The sequence below is a fragment of the Actinacidiphila cocklensis genome (assembly GCF_907177275.1).
In the GTDB taxonomy this organism is placed as follows: Bacteria; Actinomycetota; Actinomycetes; order Streptomycetales; family Streptomycetaceae; genus Actinacidiphila; species Actinacidiphila cocklensis.
On sequence record NZ_CAJSLV010000072.1, the window covers coordinates 1 to 20,629 of the forward strand.

General features: G+C 73.7%; 17 protein-coding genes. 7 read left to right on the plus strand and 10 right to left on the minus strand.

The window, feature by feature from the left end:
* Positions 1-342: 342 nt before the first annotated feature.
* Both NFU81_RS26705 and NFU81_RS26710 read right to left on the minus strand, forming a co-directional pair.
* Positions 343-525: a hypothetical protein gene (locus NFU81_RS26705; protein WP_251494982.1), complete on the minus strand. Its 183-nt coding sequence runs from the start codon at positions 523-525 to the stop codon at positions 343-345.
* Between the two features lie 246 nt (positions 526-771).
* Positions 772-1,026, minus strand: a complete 255-nt coding sequence (locus NFU81_RS26710; RefSeq protein ID WP_251494814.1) for a hypothetical protein — start codon at positions 1,024-1,026, stop codon at positions 772-774.
* 247 nt (positions 1,027-1,273) lie between these two features.
* Between NFU81_RS26710 and NFU81_RS26715 the strand changes: the two genes are divergently transcribed.
* From NFU81_RS26715 to NFU81_RS26740, 6 genes are all read left to right on the plus strand, one after another.
* A complete protein-coding gene (locus NFU81_RS26715; protein WP_251494815.1) occupies positions 1,274-2,494 on the plus strand; it encodes a serine/threonine-protein kinase in 1,221 nt (406 codons plus the stop codon).
* Positions 2,495-2,858: 364 nt separating this feature from the next.
* A complete protein-coding gene (locus NFU81_RS26720; RefSeq protein ID WP_251494817.1) occupies positions 2,859-4,049 on the plus strand; it encodes an acyl-CoA dehydrogenase family protein in 1,191 nt (396 codons plus the stop codon).
* Positions 4,046-5,200, plus strand: coding sequence for an acyl-CoA dehydrogenase family protein (locus NFU81_RS26725; protein ID WP_251494820.1), 1,155 nt, complete (start codon positions 4,046-4,048; stop codon positions 5,198-5,200). The genes NFU81_RS26720 and NFU81_RS26725 overlap by 4 nt, the downstream gene beginning before the upstream one ends.
* Positions 5,201-5,369: 169 nt before the next feature.
* Positions 5,370-7,127, plus strand: a complete 1,758-nt coding sequence (locus NFU81_RS26730; protein WP_251494822.1) for a hypothetical protein — start codon at positions 5,370-5,372, stop codon at positions 7,125-7,127.
* Between the two features lie 2 nt (positions 7,128-7,129).
* Positions 7,130-7,771 carry a hypothetical protein gene (locus NFU81_RS26735; RefSeq protein WP_251494823.1) on the plus strand — a complete coding sequence of 214 codons (642 nt, stop codon included), beginning with the start codon at positions 7,130-7,132 and terminating at the stop codon, positions 7,769-7,771.
* Between the two features lie 40 nt (positions 7,772-7,811).
* Positions 7,812-8,102, plus strand: coding sequence for a hypothetical protein (locus NFU81_RS26740; protein WP_251494825.1), 291 nt, complete (start codon positions 7,812-7,814; stop codon positions 8,100-8,102).
* A 16-nt stretch (positions 8,103-8,118) separates the two neighbouring features.
* Here the strand turns inward: NFU81_RS26740 and NFU81_RS26745 are convergent, their stop codons facing one another.
* The 5 genes from NFU81_RS26745 to NFU81_RS26765 all read right to left on the minus strand — a co-directional run bounded on the left by NFU81_RS26745 (position 8,119) and on the right by NFU81_RS26765 (position 16,508).
* Positions 8,119-8,946 carry a TrmH family RNA methyltransferase gene (locus NFU81_RS26745; RefSeq protein ID WP_251494827.1) on the minus strand — a complete coding sequence of 276 codons (828 nt, stop codon included), beginning with the start codon at positions 8,944-8,946 and terminating at the stop codon, positions 8,119-8,121.
* Positions 8,939-10,177: a uroporphyrinogen-III C-methyltransferase gene (gene cobA / locus NFU81_RS26750; protein ID WP_251494829.1), complete on the minus strand. Its 1,239-nt coding sequence runs from the start codon at positions 10,175-10,177 to the stop codon at positions 8,939-8,941. The genes NFU81_RS26745 and cobA overlap by 8 nt, the downstream gene beginning before the upstream one ends.
* 483 nt (positions 10,178-10,660) lie before the next feature.
* The gene (gene cobT, locus NFU81_RS26755) at positions 10,661-14,080 is read right to left on the minus strand and encodes a nicotinate-nucleotide--dimethylbenzimidazole phosphoribosyltransferase (protein ID WP_251494832.1); all 3,420 of its coding nucleotides are present in this window, start codon (positions 14,078-14,080) and stop codon (positions 10,661-10,663) included.
* Positions 14,081-14,373: 293 nt separating this feature from the next.
* The gene (cbiE, locus tag NFU81_RS26760) at positions 14,374-15,624 is read right to left on the minus strand and encodes a precorrin-6y C5,15-methyltransferase (decarboxylating) subunit CbiE (RefSeq protein ID WP_251494835.1); all 1,251 of its coding nucleotides are present in this window, start codon (positions 15,622-15,624) and stop codon (positions 14,374-14,376) included.
* Positions 15,625-15,788: 164 nt separating this feature from the next.
* Positions 15,789-16,508: a GNAT family N-acetyltransferase gene (locus NFU81_RS26765; protein WP_251494838.1), complete on the minus strand. Its 720-nt coding sequence runs from the start codon at positions 16,506-16,508 to the stop codon at positions 15,789-15,791.
* Between the two features lie 187 nt (positions 16,509-16,695).
* Here NFU81_RS26765 and NFU81_RS26770 point away from each other — a divergent pair, with 187 nt between their 5' ends.
* Positions 16,696-17,496: a class I SAM-dependent methyltransferase gene (locus tag NFU81_RS26770; RefSeq protein WP_251494841.1), complete on the plus strand. Its 801-nt coding sequence runs from the start codon at positions 16,696-16,698 to the stop codon at positions 17,494-17,496.
* 52 nt (positions 17,497-17,548) lie between these two features.
* Here the strand turns inward: NFU81_RS26770 and NFU81_RS26775 are convergent, their stop codons facing one another.
* From NFU81_RS26775 to NFU81_RS26785, 3 genes are all read right to left on the minus strand, one after another.
* Positions 17,549-18,424 carry a MetQ/NlpA family ABC transporter substrate-binding protein gene (locus tag NFU81_RS26775; RefSeq protein WP_251494844.1) on the minus strand — a complete coding sequence of 292 codons (876 nt, stop codon included), beginning with the start codon at positions 18,422-18,424 and terminating at the stop codon, positions 17,549-17,551.
* An 80-nt stretch (positions 18,425-18,504) separates the two neighbouring features.
* Positions 18,505-19,230 carry a methionine ABC transporter permease gene (locus NFU81_RS26780; RefSeq protein ID WP_251494861.1) on the minus strand — a complete coding sequence of 242 codons (726 nt, stop codon included), beginning with the start codon at positions 19,228-19,230 and terminating at the stop codon, positions 18,505-18,507.
* Complete coding sequence (locus NFU81_RS26785; protein ID WP_251494863.1) at positions 19,227-20,315, minus strand: methionine ABC transporter ATP-binding protein; 1,089 nt, start codon at positions 20,313-20,315, stop codon at positions 19,227-19,229. Before NFU81_RS26785 ends, NFU81_RS26780 begins: the two co-directional genes overlap by 4 nt.
* Positions 20,316-20,629: the final 314 nt, after the last annotated feature.

Here is a 20,629-nt window from a genome sequence, read left to right on the forward strand (position 1 = left end):
CCCCGCAGGCCGCGCCGTGCGGCCGCGGCCGCGGCGGCGGCCAGCGCCGTGACCAGGGCGTCGTCGGCCGGTGGCCGGGCCGCACGGCGTGCGGCCTGCGGGTCGATACGCAGCGTGCCGCCCGCCTGGGTGCCGGACTGCTCCCCCGTGGTCGTCATCGGGCCAGTCAAGCATCCCCGCGGCTGTGCGGCTCTCCCAGCGGCCGTACGGGGTCCGGACAGCGCAATGCCCGGGTATCGAGTGACACCCGGGCAAACGCAGTCGTCCGCCGTACCCCCGTCCCCACGGGGTTCTACCGGTGAGTCCCTGGCCTGGACCGCTCTTCCAGGCCTGGCACGCCTCTCAGCGCCCCATCAGGCCGGCCACGGACGACGCTTGTGTGACCACCGCATCCACACCTCCGAAGGCGTAGGCGAGCAGTGCGGCGAGCGGCAGCACCATGGCTGCCGCCACCAGCGGATGCCGGGTCCCGGTCCGCCGCCCGCCGTGCACGGCTCGTGCGGTGCGGGTCACCGTGTCCGCCATGCTCGCCATGTGCCTCTCCCTGAGGTCCTGAGGTCTGCTGTGTGGTCGGTCGCAATGTGCAGTTTTGGCAGCGGCGGGCGCTTGACCTCGGGGGACGAGTGCTCCGCCCGCCGCTGAACATCAACATTAGGTGCGCCGCAGCCCCCGGTCGTCAGGCCCTGGTACCCCTTTGCAGGCCTCCCGGAGGATGACAGGAGCGCTTGCAAATACTCCCCTGGGTGGACACCGCCACCCGGGTCCCCAGGGTCATCCCTGAGATGCCGGCAGCCGTCCGGCGTGCTCGTCGTCCCGCGGGACGGGCTGTTCGACCAGGGCGAGCACCCGGGTGGCCATGAAGCGGGCGGTGCGCACGACGGTGCCGCTGCGGGTGACTTCACTCACTTCCACCACCCCGCGGCGCACTGCCGTCTCGACCCGGCGGCCGGCCCGGGTGGCGATGACCTCATAGGTGCGGGTGGTGTCCCCCGCGTCGACGACTATTTCCACTCGATCACCTTTCACGGCGTCATTCCCCTTTGGCAGACGGACCGTTGGCGGATCGGGGCGCGGTAGTGACGGCCCGTCGGACGGACCCCTCGCCACATGTCCAGGATCCCACCGGGCACTGACAATTCACGGCCCGCCGCCTGCGGGCCTTCACCGCGCGGCGGGACTTGAGTCCGTAAGCTGTGGGCGGCCGACCCGGCCGTCGGTGCTGGCACCGGAAGCAGCAGTGGGGTACTCGCCCACCGAAGGTAGGGGAACGGACATGGCGATGATGCGGCTCCGGCGCGAGGACCCGCGGGTCGTCGGCGCGTTCCGGCTGCATCGGCGGCTGGGCGCGGGCGGCATGGGCGTGGTCTACCTGGGCGCGGACAAGCGCGGGCAGCGGGTGGCGCTCAAGGTCATCAGACCCGAGCTGGCGGAGGACCAGGAGTTCAGGTCGCGGTTCGCCCGCGAGGTCTCGGCGGCCCGCCGCATCCGCGGCGGCTGCACCGCCCGGCTGGTGGCGGCCGACCTGGAGGCCGAGCGCCCCTGGTTCGCCACGCAGTACGTCCCCGGCCCGTCGCTGCACGACAAGGTCGCCGAGGGCGGCATCCTGGCCGCGGCCGAGGTCGCCTCGATCGGGGCGGCGCTCGCCGAGGGCCTGGTCGCGGTGCACGAGGCCGGGGTCGTCCACCGCGACCTCAAGCCGTCGAACATCCTGCTGTCGCCCAAGGGCCCGCGGATCATCGACTTCGGCATCGCCTGGGCCACCGGGGCGAGCACGCTGACCCACGTGGGTACGGCGGTCGGCTCGCCGGGTTTCCTCGCGCCCGAGCAGGTACGGGGTGCGGCGGTCACGCCGGCCACCGACGTCTTCGCCTTCGGCGCCACGCTGGCGTACGCGGCGACCGCGGACTCGCCCTTCGGGCAGGGCAGTTCCGAGGTCATGCTCTACCGGGTGGTGCACGAGGAGCCCGACCTGGCCGGGGTGCCGGACGCGCTGGCGCCGCTGGTCTACGCGTGTCTCGCCAAGGACCCGGAGGAGCGGCCCAGCACGGTGCAGCTGTCCGAGCGGCTGACCGAGATCGCCACGCGCGAGGCGCGCGGGATCGGGGTGCCGCGGCGGGACGGGCTGCCCAAGGCGGCCGGGCCGCGGCCGGAGCGGCCCGTCGGGCGGCGGGCCGAGGAGTACGCGCAGCAGCGAACCCGCAGGAGCCCGCAGGGCTCCGATTCGGGGGTGACGGCCGCACCGTCGGCGCGCGGGCGCACACCCGCGGTGCCGTCGGCTCGCACGCCGGTGCGCACGGGCGGGGGCCGCAGGCCCCCGGGTCCCGCGCCCGCGCGGCGGCTGCTGCGGCAGCGGCTGGTGGTCTTCGTGATCGTCACGCTGCTTGCGGCGATCTGCATCGCCGCGGTCCAGGGCTGCCACCGCTTCTCCCATGGCGCCGGCGCGCCCGTCCCACCCTCCGTCGCCCCCCTGACCCCGGGTCCCGGCGGCCCCTGAACACCTTGCGCGCGTGGCTTGCGGGGTTTCTGCCCCTTGCGGTGGGCGCCTGCCTGCCACGCCGTCGTGGCTGAGCGCGCAGTTCCCCGCGCCCCTGAGGAACTGCCCCTTGCGCTGCGCGCATGCCTTCCACCCCGTCGTCGCAGACCGCGCCCCTGGAGGGTGGCCTCTCGTGGAGAGGGTGGGCGTTTTGAGGGGCGCGGGGAACTGCGCGACAAGCCACGGCGGCGAGAACGGCAAGCGCGCAGCGCAAGGAGCACTCATCCGGGAAAGCACCCCGCAGGGAGTGGCAGGGACGGGTTCGGGTCGGTAAGTTAACAAGCGCTTGCTTAGGGATGCCTCCGGCGGAGAGAAGGCGGGATACATGGGAAGCGTGAGCGCAGCGGACGTGCGGGGGCGGGTGAGGGCGCTGCTCGACGGGTGGGAACCGGGCGTCACCGAGCCCGGGGAGTTCCTGCGGGCCAGGTTCGACGCCGGCCTGGCGTGGGTGCACTTCCCCGTGGGGCTCGGCGGCCTGGACGCCCCGCGCTCGCTGCAGGCCGTGGTGAGCGCCGAGCTGGACGCGGCCGGGGCGCCGGACAACGACCCGCGCCGCATCGGCATCGGCCTGGGCATGGCCGCGCCGACCATCCTGGCGTACGGCACCGACGAGCAGAAGGCCCGCTTCCTGCGCCCCCTGTGGACCGGCGAGGAGGTCTGGTGCCAGTTGTTCAGCGAGCCGGGCGCCGGCTCGGACCTGGCGGGCCTGCGCACCCGGGCGGTGCGCGACGGCGACGAGTGGGTCGTGGACGGCCAGAAGGTGTGGACGTCGAGCGCCCACACCGCCCGCTGGGCGATCCTGATCGCCCGCACCGACCCCGACGTGCCCAAGCACCGCGGCATCACGTACTTCGTGTGCGACATGACCGACCCCGGCGTCGACGTCAGGCCGCTGCGGCAGATCACCGGCGAGGCGGAGTTCAACGAGGTCTTCCTGACCGGGGTCAGGATTCCCGACGCGCACCGGCTGGGCGCGGTCGGCGACGGCTGGCGGGTGGCGCAGGCGACGCTGATGAACGAGCGCGTCGCGATCGGCGGCGGCGCGTCCGTACCGCGCGAGAGCGGCATGATCGGCCCGGTGGCCGCGACCTGGCGGGACAGGCCCGAGCTGCGCACGCCCGAGCTGCACGACCGGCTGCTGCGGCTGTGGGTGGACTCCGAGGTGGCCCGGCTGACCGCGGAGCGGGTGCGCCAGCAGATGGCCGCGGGGACGCCGGGTCCCGAGGGCTCGGGCCTGAAGCTGTCGCTGGCCCGGCTCAACCAGCAGCTCAGCGGGCTCGAAGTGGAGCTGCTCGGCGAGCAGGGGCTGCGGTACGGCGACTGGACGATGGTCCGCCCGCAGAGCGTGGACTTCTACGGGCGCGACGCGGGCTACCGCTATCTGCGGGCGAAGGGCAACTCGATCGAGGGCGGTACGTCCGAGGTCCTGCGAAACATCGTGGCCGAGCGGGTGCTCGGGCTGCCCGCGGAACCACGCAACGACAAGGACGCCGCCTGGAAGGACCTGCCCCGATGAGCACTGCGCTGCCCTCCCCCGCCATTCCCGACCTGCTCTACTCCGACGTCGAGGACGACCTGCGGGCCGCGGTCCGCGCGGTGCTCGCCGACCGGTGCGGTCCCGCGGACGTGCTGGGCCGGATCGAGACCGCGGAGCCGTACGACCCGGCGCTGTGGCGGGTGCTGGCCCTGGAGCTGGGCCTTGCCGGGCTGCTGGTGCCGGAGAAGCTGGGCGGCCAGGGCGCTTCGGCGCGTGAGGCCGCCGTGGTGCTGGAGGAACTGGGCGGCGCGGTCGCGCCCGTGCCGTTCCTGGGCAGCGCGGTGCTGGCGACCACCGCGCTGCTGGGCTGCGACACCGCGGACCCGGCGACGGCCGCGCTGCTCGGCCGGCTCGCGGCGGGCGAGGCGGTGGCCGCGCTCGCGGTGCCGCTGCCGTCGGCGCCGGGCGACGGCTTCCCTGCCGCGGTACGGGCGGACGCCGGCGGGCGGCTGACCGGCACGGTGACCAGCGTGCCGGACGCGCTCACCGCAGAGGTGCTGGTGGTGCCGGCGCTCGGCCCGCAGGGGCCTGGCCTCTACGAGGTGGCGGCCGCGGAGGCCGCGGTCGAGCGGCCGGTGTCCTTCGACCTGACGCGGCCGCTGGCCGATCTGCGGCTGGACGGGGCGGCAGGGCGGCTGCTGGCCGGCGGTGACGCGGCGGCGGCCGCGCTGGAGCGGGCGCTGCTGACCGGCGCGGGGCTGCTGGCGTCCGAGCAGCTGGGCCTGGCGCAGTGGTGCCTGGACGAGACGGTCCGATACCTCGGCCAGCGGCGGCAGTTCGGCCGGGTCGTGGGGTCCTTCCAGGCGCTCAAGCACCGGTTGGCCGACCTGTGGCTCGACGTGGTCTCGGCCCGGGCGGCGGCGCGCAACGCGGCCGGTGTGCTGGCCGCGTTGCCTTCCGACCCGGCGGAGGCGGTGCTCGCGGTGGCCGTGGCGCAGTCGTACGTCTCCCCCGTCGCGGTCCGTGCTGCCGAGGAGGCGGTGCAGCTGCACGGGGGTATCGGCATGACCTGGGAGCACCCGCTGCATCTGTACCTCAAGCGCGCGAAGGCCGACGAGATCGCGCTCGGCTCTCCCGGCCGGCACCGGCGGGCGCTCGCGGGACCGGTGCGGCTGCCGGCGGCCGGGTGAGCGCGACGCGTTGAATGTCGGCGGGCCGTTTCCCGCAGGTCCCGACCGTGTCCCAAGGCCGTCCCAACGGCGTCCGAACGGTGGACGCCACAACTCGGCCTTGGGAGGATGTTCGCCATCTCCACGGACGATGGCCGGAAGGCGGCCTGCCGACAACTGAGGAATTCACGTGGGACGACCAGACGACGGGGGCGGAGACTTCAGCGGTATCGATCCGCAAAAGCTCTGGGACCTGATCAACTCCATGAAGAACAAAACCGGTTACGACGGAAACGGGAGCGCGGCGCCGCAGGTCAGCAGCTGGATGGGCCAGGCCAATCGGATCGGCCTGGACACCAGCCGGCTGAGCACCATCAACAAGCACTTCTCGTGGGCGCAGGGCCAGTTGCCCATGCTGCGGCGCCGGCAGAGCCTGGCCGCCAACCAGTCGGCGGAACAGGGCGACTTCGGCCAGAAGGGCATGGTCGGTGCGGGCGCGGGCAGCCTGGGGAATTTCCCCACGTCCGAGGCGGCCGCGAAAGCGGGACAGGACGACGCGAAGAAGTTCAAGGACGGCAAGATCAGCCTGCAGGACTATCTCAAGCTGATCCAGGCCAACCAGTCCGACCCGGACTACGCGAAAGCGGGGGCGACCGAACTCGGGCAGTACCGGCTCACGGAGCTGCTGCACGATTCCGCTGCTCTGGACTTCGACCACCCGGAACTGGGGCGTGCGGCGCTGGCCAACTTCGTCGCCAACGCGATGCGGGCGGGCGTCGACTTCAAGGACCGGGACGGCCGGGAGCCTTTGTCGCTGCTGTCCGGGCTGGTGAACAAAGCCGTGTTCCCCGCTGATGTGCTGACCAACCTGGCCGACCAGTGCCTGGCGCCGGGCAACACGATGTACTCGGACGAGGTGTGGAAGGCGCTGGCCGCCGACCCGAAGGCCGCCACCCAGTTCGTGCACGACAACATCGAGTACCTGCCGGAGTTCATGAAGGCGAACTCCGAGCACACCGGCGGCCTGGTGGACCCGTACGTCAAGGACTTCGCCGCGGTCCTGGAGGCCGGCATGATCGGCGGCCCGGGCGCGGACCCGAAGCTCGCCGCGGACAACACCACCAAGCTGGTGACCTACTACTCCAGCCACGACAACCACACCCACCCGGAGATGCAGCAGGTCTTCGCGGACGTCATCGTCTTCTACGGGGACGACGTCAAGGCCTCGCTGACCGACCCCTTCCCGGTCGACCTCGGTCCCGGGCACGTCTCGGTGCCCAACTCCGCGTGGGAGGGCTTCATCCACGAGTCGATGCAGAATCCCAAGGCCACCGCGGAACTCCTGGCGTTCAGCAAGGACATGGCCAACCGCGTCGCCGACAGCGATCCGGACAACCCCGCGGCGCAGAACGCGGCGGGCCTGATCGAGGGCACGTTCGGCTTCGAGGCGACCAAGGTCTACCAGGAGATCAAGGCCAAGGACAGCAAGGACGCCAGCACCTGGCAGGGCATCGTCAGCTCGCAGCTGAGCACGGTGCTGGGCACCGGTGTCGACATCGCCTTCGACCCCGGCGCGGTCGTCAAGACCGTCTCCAAGGCGGCCATCAAGGACGTGCTGAACCTCTTCACCACGCACATCGTGAAGATCAGCCCGGACCAGATGGGCGACCCGCCCTCCACCGCGACCTGGCGGGACGACTGGAGCGAGGCGGCGCACCAGAGCTACATGAAGAACCACAGCCTGGGCAATCCGCAGCAGTACGCACAGATCTACTCCGACGGCAAGCCGTTCCTGACCGACGACGGGCATCTGGTCGAGAACGCGACCCCGGGCCAGCAGAAGGCGTACAGCGAGTGGCTCAAGGACGCGGCGGTGGCCAACGCGCTGGACAAGGCGTTCCTCAACCGCGACCTGGGCCGGCTCGGTTCGATGACGGGAGTCCACTGACCATGGGGTTCCGCAGGCCGCTGCCCGTGCTCGCCGTCCTCACCTGTGCCGCGCTGGCGGCGGGTTGCGGCGGCGGCCCGAGCGCGGCCGACGGAACCGCCACCGCCGAGCAGGTGCGCAAGGGCGTCGCGGCGGCGTACTGGACGGTGCGCCCCGCGCTGCCGGCCACGCTGGAAGAACCGTACGGGCAGGGCGCCTTCACCGCATGCGACAAGAGCGAGGCGCACGGCAAGGGCGCGGTCCGGTACGACATCGAGGACTACCTGTCGCCGAAGGACGACTCGGAGACGATGGCCCAGCTGCTGTCCGGCATCAAGGGCGCGCTGGCGCCGCAGGGCTGGACCTTCGCGCCGGTGGACATACCGGAGTCCGCGATGCCCGACCCGCGGCGCGAGCCGCTGCACGGCTGGCTGGCGACGCGCGGCGGGGTGTCGCTGCGGCTCACCCTGCACGAGCGGTCGGGCGGCGAGCCGGGCGCCGGCTATCTCGATGTGCTCAGCGGGTGCCGGAGGTTCGGGAAGGCGCAGGAGCACCTGCTGGCCGCCTACCGCAACGGGAGCAGCCGGGACGACTACCGCCCCACGGCGGCGTCGCCGCGGCCGGTGCCGACGGGCTTCCCCACCACGCAAGCATCCACGCAGTGACCAACGGGAGGACATGATGGCTGACAAGGTGCCAAGTCCCATGTGGGCGGCCCTCAATCAGCTGAACAACGACGTGCAGCGCGAACTGTCCAATGTGGCGGGTGCGTTGAAGGACGCGGACACCAGGATGGCGGGCGGGAAGGGCGACGTGTGGTGCGGGCCCACCGCCCGTACGTGGGCGAGCGACCTGACCGGCGCGGCCGGCGACATCACCAAGCAGGCCAACGAGTTCGCCGCGTACGTACGCCAGGAGCTGGCGAGCCAGGACAAGGAAGTCACCCAGAGCCAGGCCGACCTGGAGCGCCGGCTGCTCTCGGGGCGGATGGGCTGACCGGCCGGCGGCCCGGCTACCGCGCGGGGCGGGGGCTTCCCGCCGCGACGGCGTAGAAGGCGACCGCTGCCGCCGCACCCACGTTCAGCGAGTCGATGTCGTGCGACATCGGGATGCGGACCAGGGTGTCGGCGGCGGCGAGCGCCCGCGGGCTCAGCCCCGGGCCTTCCGCGCCCAGCAGCAGTGCCAGCCGCGGGAGTTCGTGCGCGGCCAGGTCGGGCAGCGCGGTGGCCTCCGCCGCGGGGGTGAGCGCCAGCAGCCGGAAACCGGCGTCCTTCACCGTCCCGTACAGATCCCGCGGCCAGGCGGTGAGCCGGGCGTAGGGCACCGAGAAGACCGCGCCCATCGAGACCTTCACCGAGCGGCGGTAGAGCGGGTCGGCGCAGTCCGGCGACAGCAGCACGGCGTCCATGCCGAGGGCGGCGGCGCTGCGGAAGATCGCCCCGATGTTGGTGTGGTCGTTGACCGCCTCCATGATCACCACGCGGCGGGCGCCGGCCAGCACGTCGGCCGCGTCCGGCAGCGGCTTGCGCTGCATCGCGGCGAGCGCGCCGCGGTGGACGTGGTAGCCGGTGACGCGCTCGGCCAGCTCGTCGCTGACGACGTAGACCGGTGCGGGCACCTCGTCGATCACGTCCCGCAGCGCGTCCACCCACTTCTCGGTGAGCAGCATCGAGCGCATCGCGTAACCGGCCCGCAGGGCACGCCTGACGACCTTCTGGCCCTCGGCGATGAAGAGGCCCTCAGCCGGTTCGCGGCGGCGGCGCAGCTCGACGTCGGTGAGGGCGGTGTAGTCGTACAGCCGCGGGTCGTCCGGGTCGACGACCGCGACCGGCTCAGCCACGGGCCTGGCCGACGGTGCGCCCCACGCTCACCACGTCGCCGATGACGATCACGGCCGGCGGGCGTACGCCCTCCTCCGCGACCGTGCGGGCCACCGACGCCAGGGTGGCGTCCACCCGGCGCTGGGCGGCCGTGGTGCCCTCCTGGACCACCGCGACGGGAGTGCCGGCCGGGCGGCCGCCGGCGATCAGGGTGTCCGCGATGGCGCCGATCCGCTCCACGGCCATCAGCAGCACGAGGGTGCCGCGCATCCGGGCCAGCGCGGACCAGTCGACGAGCGAACGGGCGTCGTCGGGCGCGACATGGCCGCTGACCACGGTGAACTCGTGGGCGACGCCCCGGTGCGTGACCGGGATGCCGGCGGCGCCCGGCACGCTGATGGAGCTGGAGATGCCCGGGACGACGGTCACCGCGATGCCCTCCGCCGCCAGCGCCTCCGCCTCCTCCATGCCGCGGCCGAAGACGTACGGGTCGCCGCCCTTGAGCCGCACGACGGCCTTGCCGGCCTTGGCGTGCTCGATCAGCGCGGCGTTGATGGCCTCCTGCGCCATCGCCCGTCCGTACGGGATCTTCGCCGCGTCGATCACCTCGACGTGCGGCGGGAGTTCGTCCAGCAGGTCGCGCGGGCCGAGCCGGTCGGCGATCACCACGTCCGCCTCGGCCAGCAGGCGGCGCCCGCGGACGGTGATCAGGTCGGGGTCACCGGGGCCGCCGCCGACCAGGGCGACGCCCGCGGTGCGCGCGCGGTGCCGCGGCGCGACCAGGCTGCCGTCCCGCAGGCCCTCGACGACCGCGTCCCGCACGGCGGCGGAGCGGCGCGGGTCCCGGCCGGTCAGCACGGCCACCGTCACGCCCTCGGTGCGGCCGGTGGCCGGCGTCCACGCGGTCGCCGCCTCGGCGTCGTCGCTGCGGACGCACCACACGCGGCGCTCCTCCGCCTCGGCGGAGGCCGCGGCGTTCGCGGCCGCGTCGGTGGAGGCGACCAGGGCGTACCAGGCCTCGGCCAGGTCGCCCGGGCGGTAGGCCCGGCGCTCCCAGCGCAGTTCGCCCGCGGCCGCCATCGCCTCGACCGACGCGGTGGCCTCAGGCGACACCACGACGATGTCCGCGCCCGCGGTCACCAGCGCCGGGAGCCGGCGCTGCGCGACCTGCCCGCCGCCGATCACCACGACGCGGCGGCCGCGCAGCCGCAGTCCGACCGGGTACGCCGGGGCGTCGTCCATCCGATCCATCGGGCTCGGCTCCCTCGCGTGAACAGTGCTTTCCGGCTGATCTTACGTTCTGGCGCCGCCCCGATACCCGGTGGCCCGGGGAGGACTGTGCGCTTTGGCCCGCGCCACGAGGTGGGTGCCCCTTGCGGTGGCCCGCGCGCCTCTCCCCCGGTGGTGGGTTGCGCGCGCAGTTCCGCCCCCAGAGCTTCGCCTGGAGGTACCCCCAGCGCCGCTGAAAAACGCTCACCCTCTCCGCGGAGGGCAAGCCCCTGCCAGGGGCGAACCCTGTGCGCGGGAGGACGCAGGCCGAAAAGGGGCGCTGGGGGTAGGTACCCCAGGCGAAGCCCTGGGGGCGGAACTGCGCGACCAGCCCTGGCGGCGGATCAGGCGACATGCCGCGGCAAGTGGCACCCACCTGAGGTCGGCGCGGAGAACTGTGCGCGGAGAACTGTGCGCGCAGGCCCCGCGAGGGGCACGCGTTGGCGTGCCCCTCCCGGGGAGGGGCTAGGCCTTCTCCGTGACGCCTGCCGCGTCGAACGTGGCGACCTCGTGCATGACGCGGGCGGCGCTCTGGACGAGGGGGAGGGCGAGAAGCGCACCCGTGCCCTCGCCCAGGCGCAGGTCGAGGTCGACCAGCGGCCGCAGGCCGAGGGTGGTCAGGGCCGCGACGTGGCCCGGCTCGGCACTGCGGTGCCCGGCGATGCACGCGGCGAGCACCTCCGGTGCGATCGCGCGGGCGACGAGCGCCGCCGCCCCCGCGCTGACCCCGTCGAGGATCACCGGTGTGCGCAGCGCGGCCGCGCCGAGCAGCAGGCCGACCATCGCGGCGTGTTCGAGGCCGCCGATCGCGGTGAGGACCGCGATCGGGTCGTCAGGGTCGGGCCGGTGCAGGTCGAGTGCGCGCCGGACGACGTCCACCTTCCTGGCGTGCATCTCGTCGTTGATCCCGGTGCCGCGCCCGGTGACCTCCGCCGGGTCGACCCCGGTGTAGACGGCGATCAGCGCGGCCGACGTCGTGGTGTTGGCGATGCCCATCTCACCGGTGAGCAGCGCCTTGTTGCCGGCGGCCACCAGGTCGCGGGCGGTCTCGATGCCGACCTCGATGGCGCGCAGCGCCTCCTCGCGGGTCATCGCGGGACCGACCGTGAAGTCGGCGGTGCCAGGCCGTACCTTGCGCGGCAGCAGCCCGGGTGTACCGGGCAGCTCCGAGGCGACGCCGACGTCGATGACGCAGACCTCCGCCCCGACCTGGTTGGCGAAGGCGTTGCAGACCGCCCCGCCGCCGAGGAAGTTGGCGACCATCTGCCCGGTGACCTCCTGCGGCCACGCGGTGACGCCCTGGGCGTGCACCCCGTGGTCGCCGGCGAAGATCGCCACCGCCGCGGGCTCTGGGATGGGCGGCGGGCACTGCCGGGACAGGCCGCTGAGCTGCGCGGAGATGATCTCCAGCATGCCCAGCGCGCCGGCCGGCTTGGTCATCCGCTTCTGCCGCTCCCACGCCTCGCCGAGCGCCTTGGCGTCCAGCGGGCGGATGCCGCGCAGCGTCTCCTCCAGCAGGTCGTGCGGCTCCTCGCCGGGCAGCGCCCGGTTGCCGTACTCCTCGTCGTGCACCACCCAGGACAGCGGGCGGCGCTGCGACCAGCCGGCCTGCATCAGCTCGGGCTCTTCGGGGAACTCGTCGACGTACCCGACGCACAGGTAGGCGACGACCTCCAGGTGCTCGGGCAGGCCGAGCTCCGCGACCATCTGGCGCTCGTCGAAGAAGCTGACCCAGCCGACGCCGAGCCCTTCCGCGCGGGCGGCGAGCCACAGGTTCTCCACCGCGAGCGCCGAGGAGTACGGCGCCATCTGCGGCTGGGTGTGCCGTCCGAGGGTGTGCCGGCCGCCGCGGGTCGGGTCCGCGGTCACCACGATGTTGACCGGGGTGTCGAGGATCGCCTCGATCTTCAGCTCGCGGAACTGCCGGGCGCGGCCCTTGGGCAGCGACTTCGCGTACGCCTCGCGCTGGGCCATGGCCAGCTCGTGCATCTTCTCGCGGGTCTTCTCCGAGCGGATGACGACGAAGTCCCACGGCTGCGAGTGGCCGACGCTGGGCGCGGTGTGGGCCGCCTCCAGGACGCGCAGCAGCACGTCGTGCGGGATCGGGTCGGAGCGGAAGCCGTTGCGGATGTCGCGGCGCTCCCGGATGACCCGGTGCACCGCGTCCCGCACGGCGGGCTCGTACGCCTCCGCCGGCTCCGAGGCCTCGGCCTCCGCGGCCCTGGCCTCGGCCCGGCGGGCGGCCCTGCGGCCCTTGGGGGCGGCGTCCGCGGTCTCCGGTGCGGCCTCTGCGGGTGCGTCGGCGGTCACGGGCGCGGCTTCTTCCGCGGCCTGCTCGGGCGACGGTGCCGCGTGTGCGCGCGCCGCACGCCGGACGGTACGGCCCTCGGGCACCTCGACGGGGACAGCCGCGGCTGCGGCGGGCTCCTCGTCGGGCGCGGCCTGGACCTCGGCCGCAACGGGCGCTGCCAGCACGGCCGGTACGGCGTCCGCCGCGGCCTCGGCGGGAGCGGCCGGTGAACCGGTGTCCTGGGCGGGGGCGTTGCTCGCGGCCGCCACCAGGGAGGCGAGGTTGGCGGTGCCGGTCGCCGCGAAGGCGGGTCCTGCCGGCGGGGCCGACAGGTCGAGACCGATCGGCGGTGTCGGGCCGACGGCCTGCAGCGCCCCTGACAGTGCGGCCGCGGGACCCGACAGGGCCGGGCCTGCCTGCGCCGCGTGCTCCTCGGCAGGCGCGGGCTCCCCCGCGTCCCCTTCCGCGGCGACGGGCGGCAGCGGCTCGGCCACCACCGGCTCGTCCACGACCGGTACGCCCGCACCCGCCGAATCGTCCAGGGCCGGAAGGACCGGTACGGGGGCCGGTTCCGCCCCACCCGCCACGGGCCCGGCGGGCTCAGCGCCTCCGGCCGGAGCGGACGGTACGGGCACCTGCTCGGCTCCACCGGCCACGGGCCCGGCCGGCTCAGCGGCACCCGCGGCCACCGCCACCTGCTCGACCGCCACCGGCTCGTCGACGACCGGCACGCCGGCAACCGGCGTGGGCGGTACGGCGGCCTGCCCTGCCGTGTCCGCCGTGAGCGCGACGGGCTCGGCGCCGGGAGCCGCGTCGGCCTCCGCGGCCGGGACCGCGGGAGCGCCGGCGTACGGCGTCTGCTCCGCCGCCGGTTCCGGCTCCGCCGGGGCGAAGGCCAGGATCGGCTCGGGGGCCGGCTGGGAGGGGATCACGCTGTCGGCGTGCGGGATCAGCGACTGCTGGGACGGGGTATGCGCCGCGGGCCAGGCACTGCCCGGGGTCAGGGTCGCCGGGTCGGCGGACTCGCCGGTCTGCTGGGCGGGGATGCCGTGGACGTCGTCCTGGGGCACGTCGAGGTATTCGGGACCCGAGGTGGGCGGACCGCCCTGCAGCCTGACCGGGGTCGGTACCGGGGTGCCGCCCTGGGCGGGGCCGCGGTCGGCGAGGGAGCGGACGGAGACGCCGCCGCTGGGGGTGTCGTTGACCGGCGGGCCCATGTGCAGCGGGCGGCGCGGGGCGGCGGGGGCCGCGGGGGCGGATGACGGGGTGTCAACTCCCTGCGGGGTGCCGTAGTCGGGCGCGGGGGTCTCCGCGACGGGGAGCGGCTGCGGCGGCACCGGCTGCGGGTCGCTCCAGGTGCCCTGCGGTCCCGGCATGAGCAGGACGTCTTCGTCGTCGTCGAGCCCGGCGCCGGGGGCGGCGGGCTGGTCGAGGTAGGTGTAGGCGGGAGCGCCGAGTTCGGCGGGCTCCTCCGTGCCCCAGCCGGGTGCGGTGGCCTGCGGTGCGCCGAGTGCGTCGGTGTGCGGCTGCGGAGCCGCTTCACCGACCGCGTTCTCCGGCAGCCCCTCGCCGGGGATCTGACCGGTGTCCGTCATGCGTGCCCCTCGCCCATCGGTTTCGCTCCTTCCAGCCGCTGCACCGCGCACAACCCACCCCCCACGGACTCCAACGAGCGTGCATGGGATGCGGCACGTCGGCCGCCGGGACGCCGGAATTTTCGACACCCCGTCAACGCACGACGACGGCACAACGATCCGTCAGCCTACCCCCCGGGGCACCGACGACCGTGCCGAAGTCCGCACCTCGGGACGTATCTCACAATGCCCGTGCCGGCAGGGCTCCGACCGGCGCAAACACCGCCGGGGAAGGGTCATTGATCATGGACAGGTCAGCGTCGGGTGCCGCACAGCACGAAGTCCGTGGAGCGGTCCCGCTCGTCCCATCCCGAGCCCAGTTCGACCGACTGCAGCAACATGCGTTCGACGGTGTAACCGCCCTCGGTGAGCGCCCTGTCGACGGCCTCCGCGGCGTCCCTGGTGGCCGCCGAGGCGACGATGCGCTCGGGGCGGCGGGCGGCGCAGGCGGCGACCACGGCGGCGTCGGCGCAGCCGATCCTGACCACGTCCGGCTCCGGCAGGTCTTCGAGCGCCTGCGGCGCGGTGCCGTGCACGACCTGGACCTGGACGCCGCTGCGGCGGGCGGTGGCGGTGATCCAGTCGCAGGCGTCGGCGTCGCGGTCGACGGCGATGACGGCGGCCCCGAACCGGGCGGCCTCCACCGCGACGGCCCCGTCCGCGGAGCCGATGTCCCATACGAGGTCGCCGGTTCGCGGGCCGAGCCTGGCGAGTTGCACGGCGCGCACGTGGGCCGGCACGTCGCCGCCGTACTCGGAGGCGGGCAGCGCCCAGCCGCGTACGGGGCCGGGGAAGCCGGGGTCGCGGCCGGCGATCCAGCCGCCGGCGCCGGGCCTGGCCACCGCGGAGCCGGGGGCGGGCAGCGGGGCGGCGCCGAGTGCGGCGATACCCGGGGCGGAGGTGCTGCCGCCGACGACGAGCACGACGTTGGGGTCGCGCCAGATGTGGTCGGCGACCTTGTCCGAGGTCAGGACGGAGATCTGCTCCTGCTCGGTGCCCAGGGCCTCGCAGATGACGAAGGTGCGGTGCACTCCGGCGAGCAGCAGGGCGACTTCCGCGGGTCCCGCGCCCGGCGCGGTGAGCACCGCGACCTTGGGGTAGGAGCGGCAGACGTTGACCGCGCGGCGCAGGGTGCGGCTGGTGGCGACGACCACCCGTGCGTCGTCCCAGGGCATGCCGGCGCGGGCGAAGGCCCGGGCGACGGCGGAGACGCCGGGGATGACCTCGATCTCCAGGCCGTGTTCGGGGTCGCGCAGGGCGCGGACCACGCCGAAGAAGCCGGGGTCGCCGTCGGCGAGGACGACGGCGGTGCCGCGGTGCCCCGCGATCCTGCGGGCGGCGATGTCGATACTGCCGAGCACGATGTGCTCGGCCTGCGCGGGGACGTAGGGCAGGGCCAGGTGATGGCGGGTGCCGGCCACGAGGGTGGCCGCGTCCAGCGCGGCGCGGGCGGCGTCGGACGGCGGGGAGCCGTCCCATCCGATCACGGTGACCCGGTCGGCCATCGTCGTCTGCCTCCATGCCGTGGGTCGCGGGGGTGCCGGTGGAGCCCTCTCGGAAGGGGCGGAGGGAAGGCCCGGGTGAGAACCCTAACCCGACCGGGTGTACGAGGGTGTGCCGCGTGCGGTGCGGATGTGCGCACACCGCTCCGGGCGGCCGCCGGCGCAGGTCAGCGGCGGTGGGCGGCGGCGCTGTAGTCGGCGCTGTAGTCGGCCTGGCCGCGGTAGGCGGTGTACGCGCTGTCGTAGCCGGAGTCGTAGCCGTCGGCGCGGCCCGCGGGGTCGTCCAGCTCGTCGGCGTCGTCCACGTCCTCCGGGAGCAGGCTCCACACCAGCAGGTCGGTGCGGGTCTCGGCCCAGTGGCCGTGCGGGTCGTCGTCGGGCCTGCTGCGGATGATGCCGGCGTTGCGCAGCACCCCCTCGCTGATGCAGCCGATCTTCTGCGCGACCTGCTGCGAGGCGGTGTTGTCCGCGGCGGTGCGCAGTTCGACCCGCTCGAAGCCCTGGGTGCCGAACAGCCAGCGGACGACGGCGAGCACCGACTCGCCCGCGTATCCCTCACCGCGCGCCCAGGACGCGGTCAGGTAGCCGATCTCGGTGCCGCGGATGCGCCAGTCGGTGTTCTGCAGCTGGACCGTGCCGACCAGCCGCTGGGTGAGCATCTCGGTCACGGCGAGCACCAGCCCGCGGCCGCTGCGCCGCTCGGCGGGGCCCGCGGAGGTGACGAAGGTGCGGGCGTTCGCCTCGGTGTACGGCCACGGCACACCGGTCCAGGCGGTCACCAGGTCGTCGTTCATCATCTCCACGAGCTCGGGGATGTCGGCCTCGTCGTACGGGCGCAGCACCAGCCGCTCGGTACTGAGCGAGATGTCCGGAAAGGTGGAGGTCATTCACTGCTCCGTAACCAGGGCCTAGGTGGATTGCACAGCATGCAGCATCGCGCGCGGCACCCGCCGGGCAGGGTCGCCGCGGGCGGCCGGCGGCGGACGGAGCGGCGAACGCCCTTCCAGAGTAGGGCGGATGCCCTTCAGGGCGGGTATCCGTGGGAGTCATCCGATCCTGCTACCGTCAGCCCGCGTGACGGTGCACCACGCAGCAGGAGTCGGTTATCAGCGGGCCGCCGGGGTCTACGAGCGCTCCCGGCCCTCCTATCCGCTCGCCGCGCTCGCCGCGCTCGCCGACGCGCTGCCGCTGGAGGCGGGCCGTACGGTGGTCGATCTCGGCGCGGGGACCGGCAAGTTCACCCGGTTGCTGGCGCTGACCGGCGCCGAGGTGCTGGCGGTGGAGCCGGTCAAGGAGATGCGCGAGACGCTGGCGGAGCTGCTGCCGGGGGTTGCGGTGACGGCGGGCACGGCGGAGGCGACCGGGCTGCCCGACGGGTGCGCGGACGCGGTGGTGGCCGCGCAGTCCTGGCACTGGTTCGAGGAGCGGGCGGCGCTGGCCGAGGTGGAGCGGCTGCTGCGGCCGTCGGGTGTGCTGGCGCTGGTGTGGAACACCTACGACACGTCGGTGCCGTGGGTGCGGGACTTCCAGGACATCTACTTCCGGCTGGCGCCGCGCGACCTGCCCAGCCCGCCGCTGACGTCGGCGCTGGGCGACGCGGGTCCGGGCGGCGGCTGGCGCAAGGCGTTCGAGGCGCAGGCCGCGGGCTGGGGCGAGATGTCGGAGCGGCACTGGCCGAACCCGTACTCGACGACGGTGGACGACGTGGTGGAGCGGATGATGTCCTCCAGCCACATCGCGGTGCTGGACGCGGGGGCGCAGGCGCAGGTGCGCGCCGAGGTGGAGGCGGTGCTCGGCGCGCACGACGCGACGCGGGTCAGCGGCGCGATAGAGATGCCCTACACCACGGACGTCTACTGGCTGCGGCGCGGCTGAGCGCGGACACCGGGACGGGTCCGCGGCCGGTGCGGGCCGCGGACCCGTGCCGTCAGGCGGCGGGGGTGCCGAAGGCGGGGATCACCGCGCCCTTGAAGGTGTCCTTGATGTACTGCTCGACCTGGGGCGAGTTGAGCAGCCTGACCAGCTTCTGCACCCGGGGGTCGCTCTCCTGGCCCTGCTTGACCACCAGGATGTTGGCGTAGGGGTTGCCCTGCGCCTTCTCCAGCACCAGGGCGTCCTTGACGGGGCTCAGGCCGCCCTCGATGGCGTAGTTGCCGTTGATCACGCCGGCGTCCACGTCGCCCAGCGAGCGGGGCAGCTGGGCGGCCTCCAGCTCCTTGAACTTCAGGTGCCTGGGGTTGGACGTGACGTCGGCGGGCGTCGCGGTCTGGCCGGTGCCGGACTTGAGCGTGATCAGGCCGTTGGCGGCGAGCAGGTCCAGGGCGCGGGCCTCGTTGGTCGTGTCGTTGGGCACGGCCACGCTTGCGCCGTCCTTGAGCGCGGACAGCGCGGTGATCTTGTGCGAGTACACGCCGAGCGGTTCGAGTTCGACGTCGGCGACGGCCACCAGGTGGGTGCCGTTCTTCTTGTTGAAGTCGTCCAGGTAGGGCTTGTGCTGGAAGAAGTTCGCGTCGACCTGGCCCTGCTCGGTGGCGGTGTTGGGCAGGACGTAGTCGGAGAACTCCTTGACCTGGAGGTCGAGTCCCGCGCTCTTGGCGAGGTGGTCGCGCACGTAGTCCAGGATCTGGGCGTGCGGGGTGGGGCTGGCGGCGACGACCAGCGGGGCGGACGCGTCCTTGGCGGCCTTGCGGTCGTCCTTGCTCGACGTGCCGGCGTCGGAGCCGGAGGAGCCGCAGGCGGACAGGCCGAGCGCGAGGGCTCCGGCGACGAGGGCGGCGGCGGTGATCTTGGCGGTGCTACGCACGAAAAGTGCCTCTTTCTTCTGTTGCGTGTGCTGGTGGTGCGGGGTGGTGCGGGTACGGCCGGGTGGCCGCGGGAGGAGGGTCAGGTGGTGGAGGGGGCGGCGGGGCGCGCGGAGCGCAGCAGCCGCAGCCGGGGCGGCGCGCCGGAACGGCCGCGCCGGCCGACGGTCCTCGCGGCGAGGTCGCCGGCCAGCTGGACCAGGGTGACCAGGGCCGCGAGGACGGCGACGATGACCCACATGAAGCCGGTCTCGAACCGCTGGTAGCCGTAGCGCAGCGCGAGGTCGCCGAGTCCGCCGCCGCCGACCACGCCGGCCATCGCCGAGTAGCCGATCAGCGCGACGACGGTGGTGGTGGCGCCGGCGATCAGCGACGGCAGCGACTCGGGCAGCAGCACCTTGCGGACGACGGTCCAGGTGCTGCCGCCCATCGACTGGACGGCCTCGACCAGGCCGTGGTCGACCTCGCGGAGCGAGGTCTCGACGAGCCGGGCGAAGAAGGGGACGGCGCCGACCGACAGCGGGACGACCGCGGCCTGCCAGCCGATGGTGGTGCCGACGATCGCGCGGGTGAAGGACAGCAGCGCGATCATCAGGATCACGAACGGCAGCGACCTGCCGAGGTTCACCACGAAGCCGAGCGCGCGGTTCACCGCGAGGTTGCGCAGCAGGCCGCCGCGGTCGGTGAGGACCAGCAGCACGCCGAGCGGCAGCCCGGCGGCGACGGTCACGGCGGTGGACCAGCCGACCATCCGCAGCGTGTCGGTACACGCCTGGGTCAGCAGCGGGTGCATCTCCGACCAGGTCACCTGCTCACCGCCGCGGTCTCCTGCGCGGACTTGTGCAGCACGGACGCAGGTGCGGCCGCGGTGCCGCCAGCGGGCTCCTGCTCGGCCGGGGCGATGTCGACCTGGAGGCCCTGCTCGCGCAGGAAGCCGATGGGCACGACGTTGTCCTCGAAGCGGCCGGGCAGTTCGATCCGCATCCGGCCGATCTGCCGGCCGTCGTAGGTCTCCATGGCGGCGCCCAGGATGGACACGTCCACGTTGTAGGTGCGGGCCAGCTGGGAGATCACCGGGCGGGTCGCGCTCTCGCCGTGGAAGGTGAGGTCGACGACCGTACGGTCGGGTCCCGAGGCCTGGCCGCCGACCGGGAAGAGCTCGTCGGCCAGTTCCGAGCCGGGGGTGGCGAGCAGTTCCGCCACGGTGCCGGATTCCACCACGCGTCCGCCTTTCATGAGGGCCGCCGAGTCGCAGACGGCCTTGACGACGTCCATCTCGTGTGTGATGAGCAGCACGGTCAGGCCGAGCTGCCGGTTGAGGTCGCGCAGCAGTTGCAGGACGGAGCGGGTGGTCTCCGGGTCGAGCGCCGAGGTGGCCTCGTCGGAGAGCAGCACCTTGGGCTCGCCGGCCAGCGCGCGGGCGATGCCGACCCGCTGCTTCTGGCCGCCGGACAGCTGCGCGGGGTAGGCGCGGGCCTTGTCGGACAGGCCGACCAGGTCGAGGAGTTCGCCCGCCCTGCGGGCGCGCTCGCGGCCCGAGACGCCGAGGATCTCCAGCGGGAGTTCGACGTTGTCCTGGACGGTGCGCGAGGACAGCAGGTTGAAGTGCTGGAAGACCATGCCGATGCCGGCCCTGGCGGCACGCAGCGCGGCGGGTGCCCGGTCGGAGCGGCCGGCCAGCGCGGTCAGGTCGCGGCCGGCGACCTCGACGGTGCCGGAGGTGGGGCGTTCCAGCAGGTTGACGCAGCGGATCAGGGTGCTCTTGCCGGCTCCGCTGCGTCCGACGACGCCGAAGACCTCGCCTTCGCGCACCGTCAGGTCGACCCCGTCCAGTGCGGTGACCTCGCGGTCGCGTGAGCGGTAGACCTTGCGCAGGTCGGTGGTGGTGATCACAGGAGTGTCCATCGTGGTCGGGCGCACGGCGGGGCGAACCACCGCACAAGGGGAGTGTGCTGCGGGAGCGTGGCGCGGGTCGGCCCGCGCGGAGCTTCGGTTCCGGCGGCGCGGCGCGGCGCTGCACCGGAGGGGGTGACGCGGGGCGCGGCGCTCGGGGGCGCCGCTCAGGGCCTCAGGTCAGGCACACATTCGACACATACAACGAACACCGGGCGTGGTCGCCTCGGTCGCGCGGATGCGGCGGTTCGTCGTGGTCATGGACCCCAGTAAACCAGACATCCCGACCGGTTCCGAAATCCGGGCGACTTGTT

Coding starts and splice junctions, on each gene's coding strand:
- NFU81_RS26705 (WP_251494982.1), bottom strand. CDS start 525: ATGGCGGACACGGTGACCCGCACCGCACGAGCCGTGCACGGCGGGCGG.
- NFU81_RS26715 (WP_251494815.1), top strand. CDS start 1,274: ATGGCGATGATGCGGCTCCGGCGCGAGGACCCGCGGGTCGTCGGCGCG.
- NFU81_RS26720 (WP_251494817.1), top strand. CDS start 2,859: ATGGGAAGCGTGAGCGCAGCGGACGTGCGGGGGCGGGTGAGGGCGCTG.
- NFU81_RS26725 (WP_251494820.1), top strand. CDS start 4,046: ATGAGCACTGCGCTGCCCTCCCCCGCCATTCCCGACCTGCTCTACTCC.
- NFU81_RS26735 (WP_251494823.1), top strand. CDS start 7,130: ATGGGGTTCCGCAGGCCGCTGCCCGTGCTCGCCGTCCTCACCTGTGCC.
- NFU81_RS26740 (WP_251494825.1), top strand. CDS start 7,812: ATGTGGGCGGCCCTCAATCAGCTGAACAACGACGTGCAGCGCGAACTG.
- cobA (WP_251494829.1), bottom strand. CDS start 10,177: ATGGATCGGATGGACGACGCCCCGGCGTACCCGGTCGGACTGCGGCTG.
- cobT (WP_251494832.1), bottom strand. CDS start 14,080: ATGACGGACACCGGTCAGATCCCCGGCGAGGGGCTGCCGGAGAACGCG.
- cbiE (WP_251494835.1), bottom strand. CDS start 15,624: ATGGCCGACCGGGTCACCGTGATCGGATGGGACGGCTCCCCGCCGTCC.
- NFU81_RS26765 (WP_251494838.1), bottom strand. CDS start 16,508: ATGACCTCCACCTTTCCGGACATCTCGCTCAGTACCGAGCGGCTGGTG.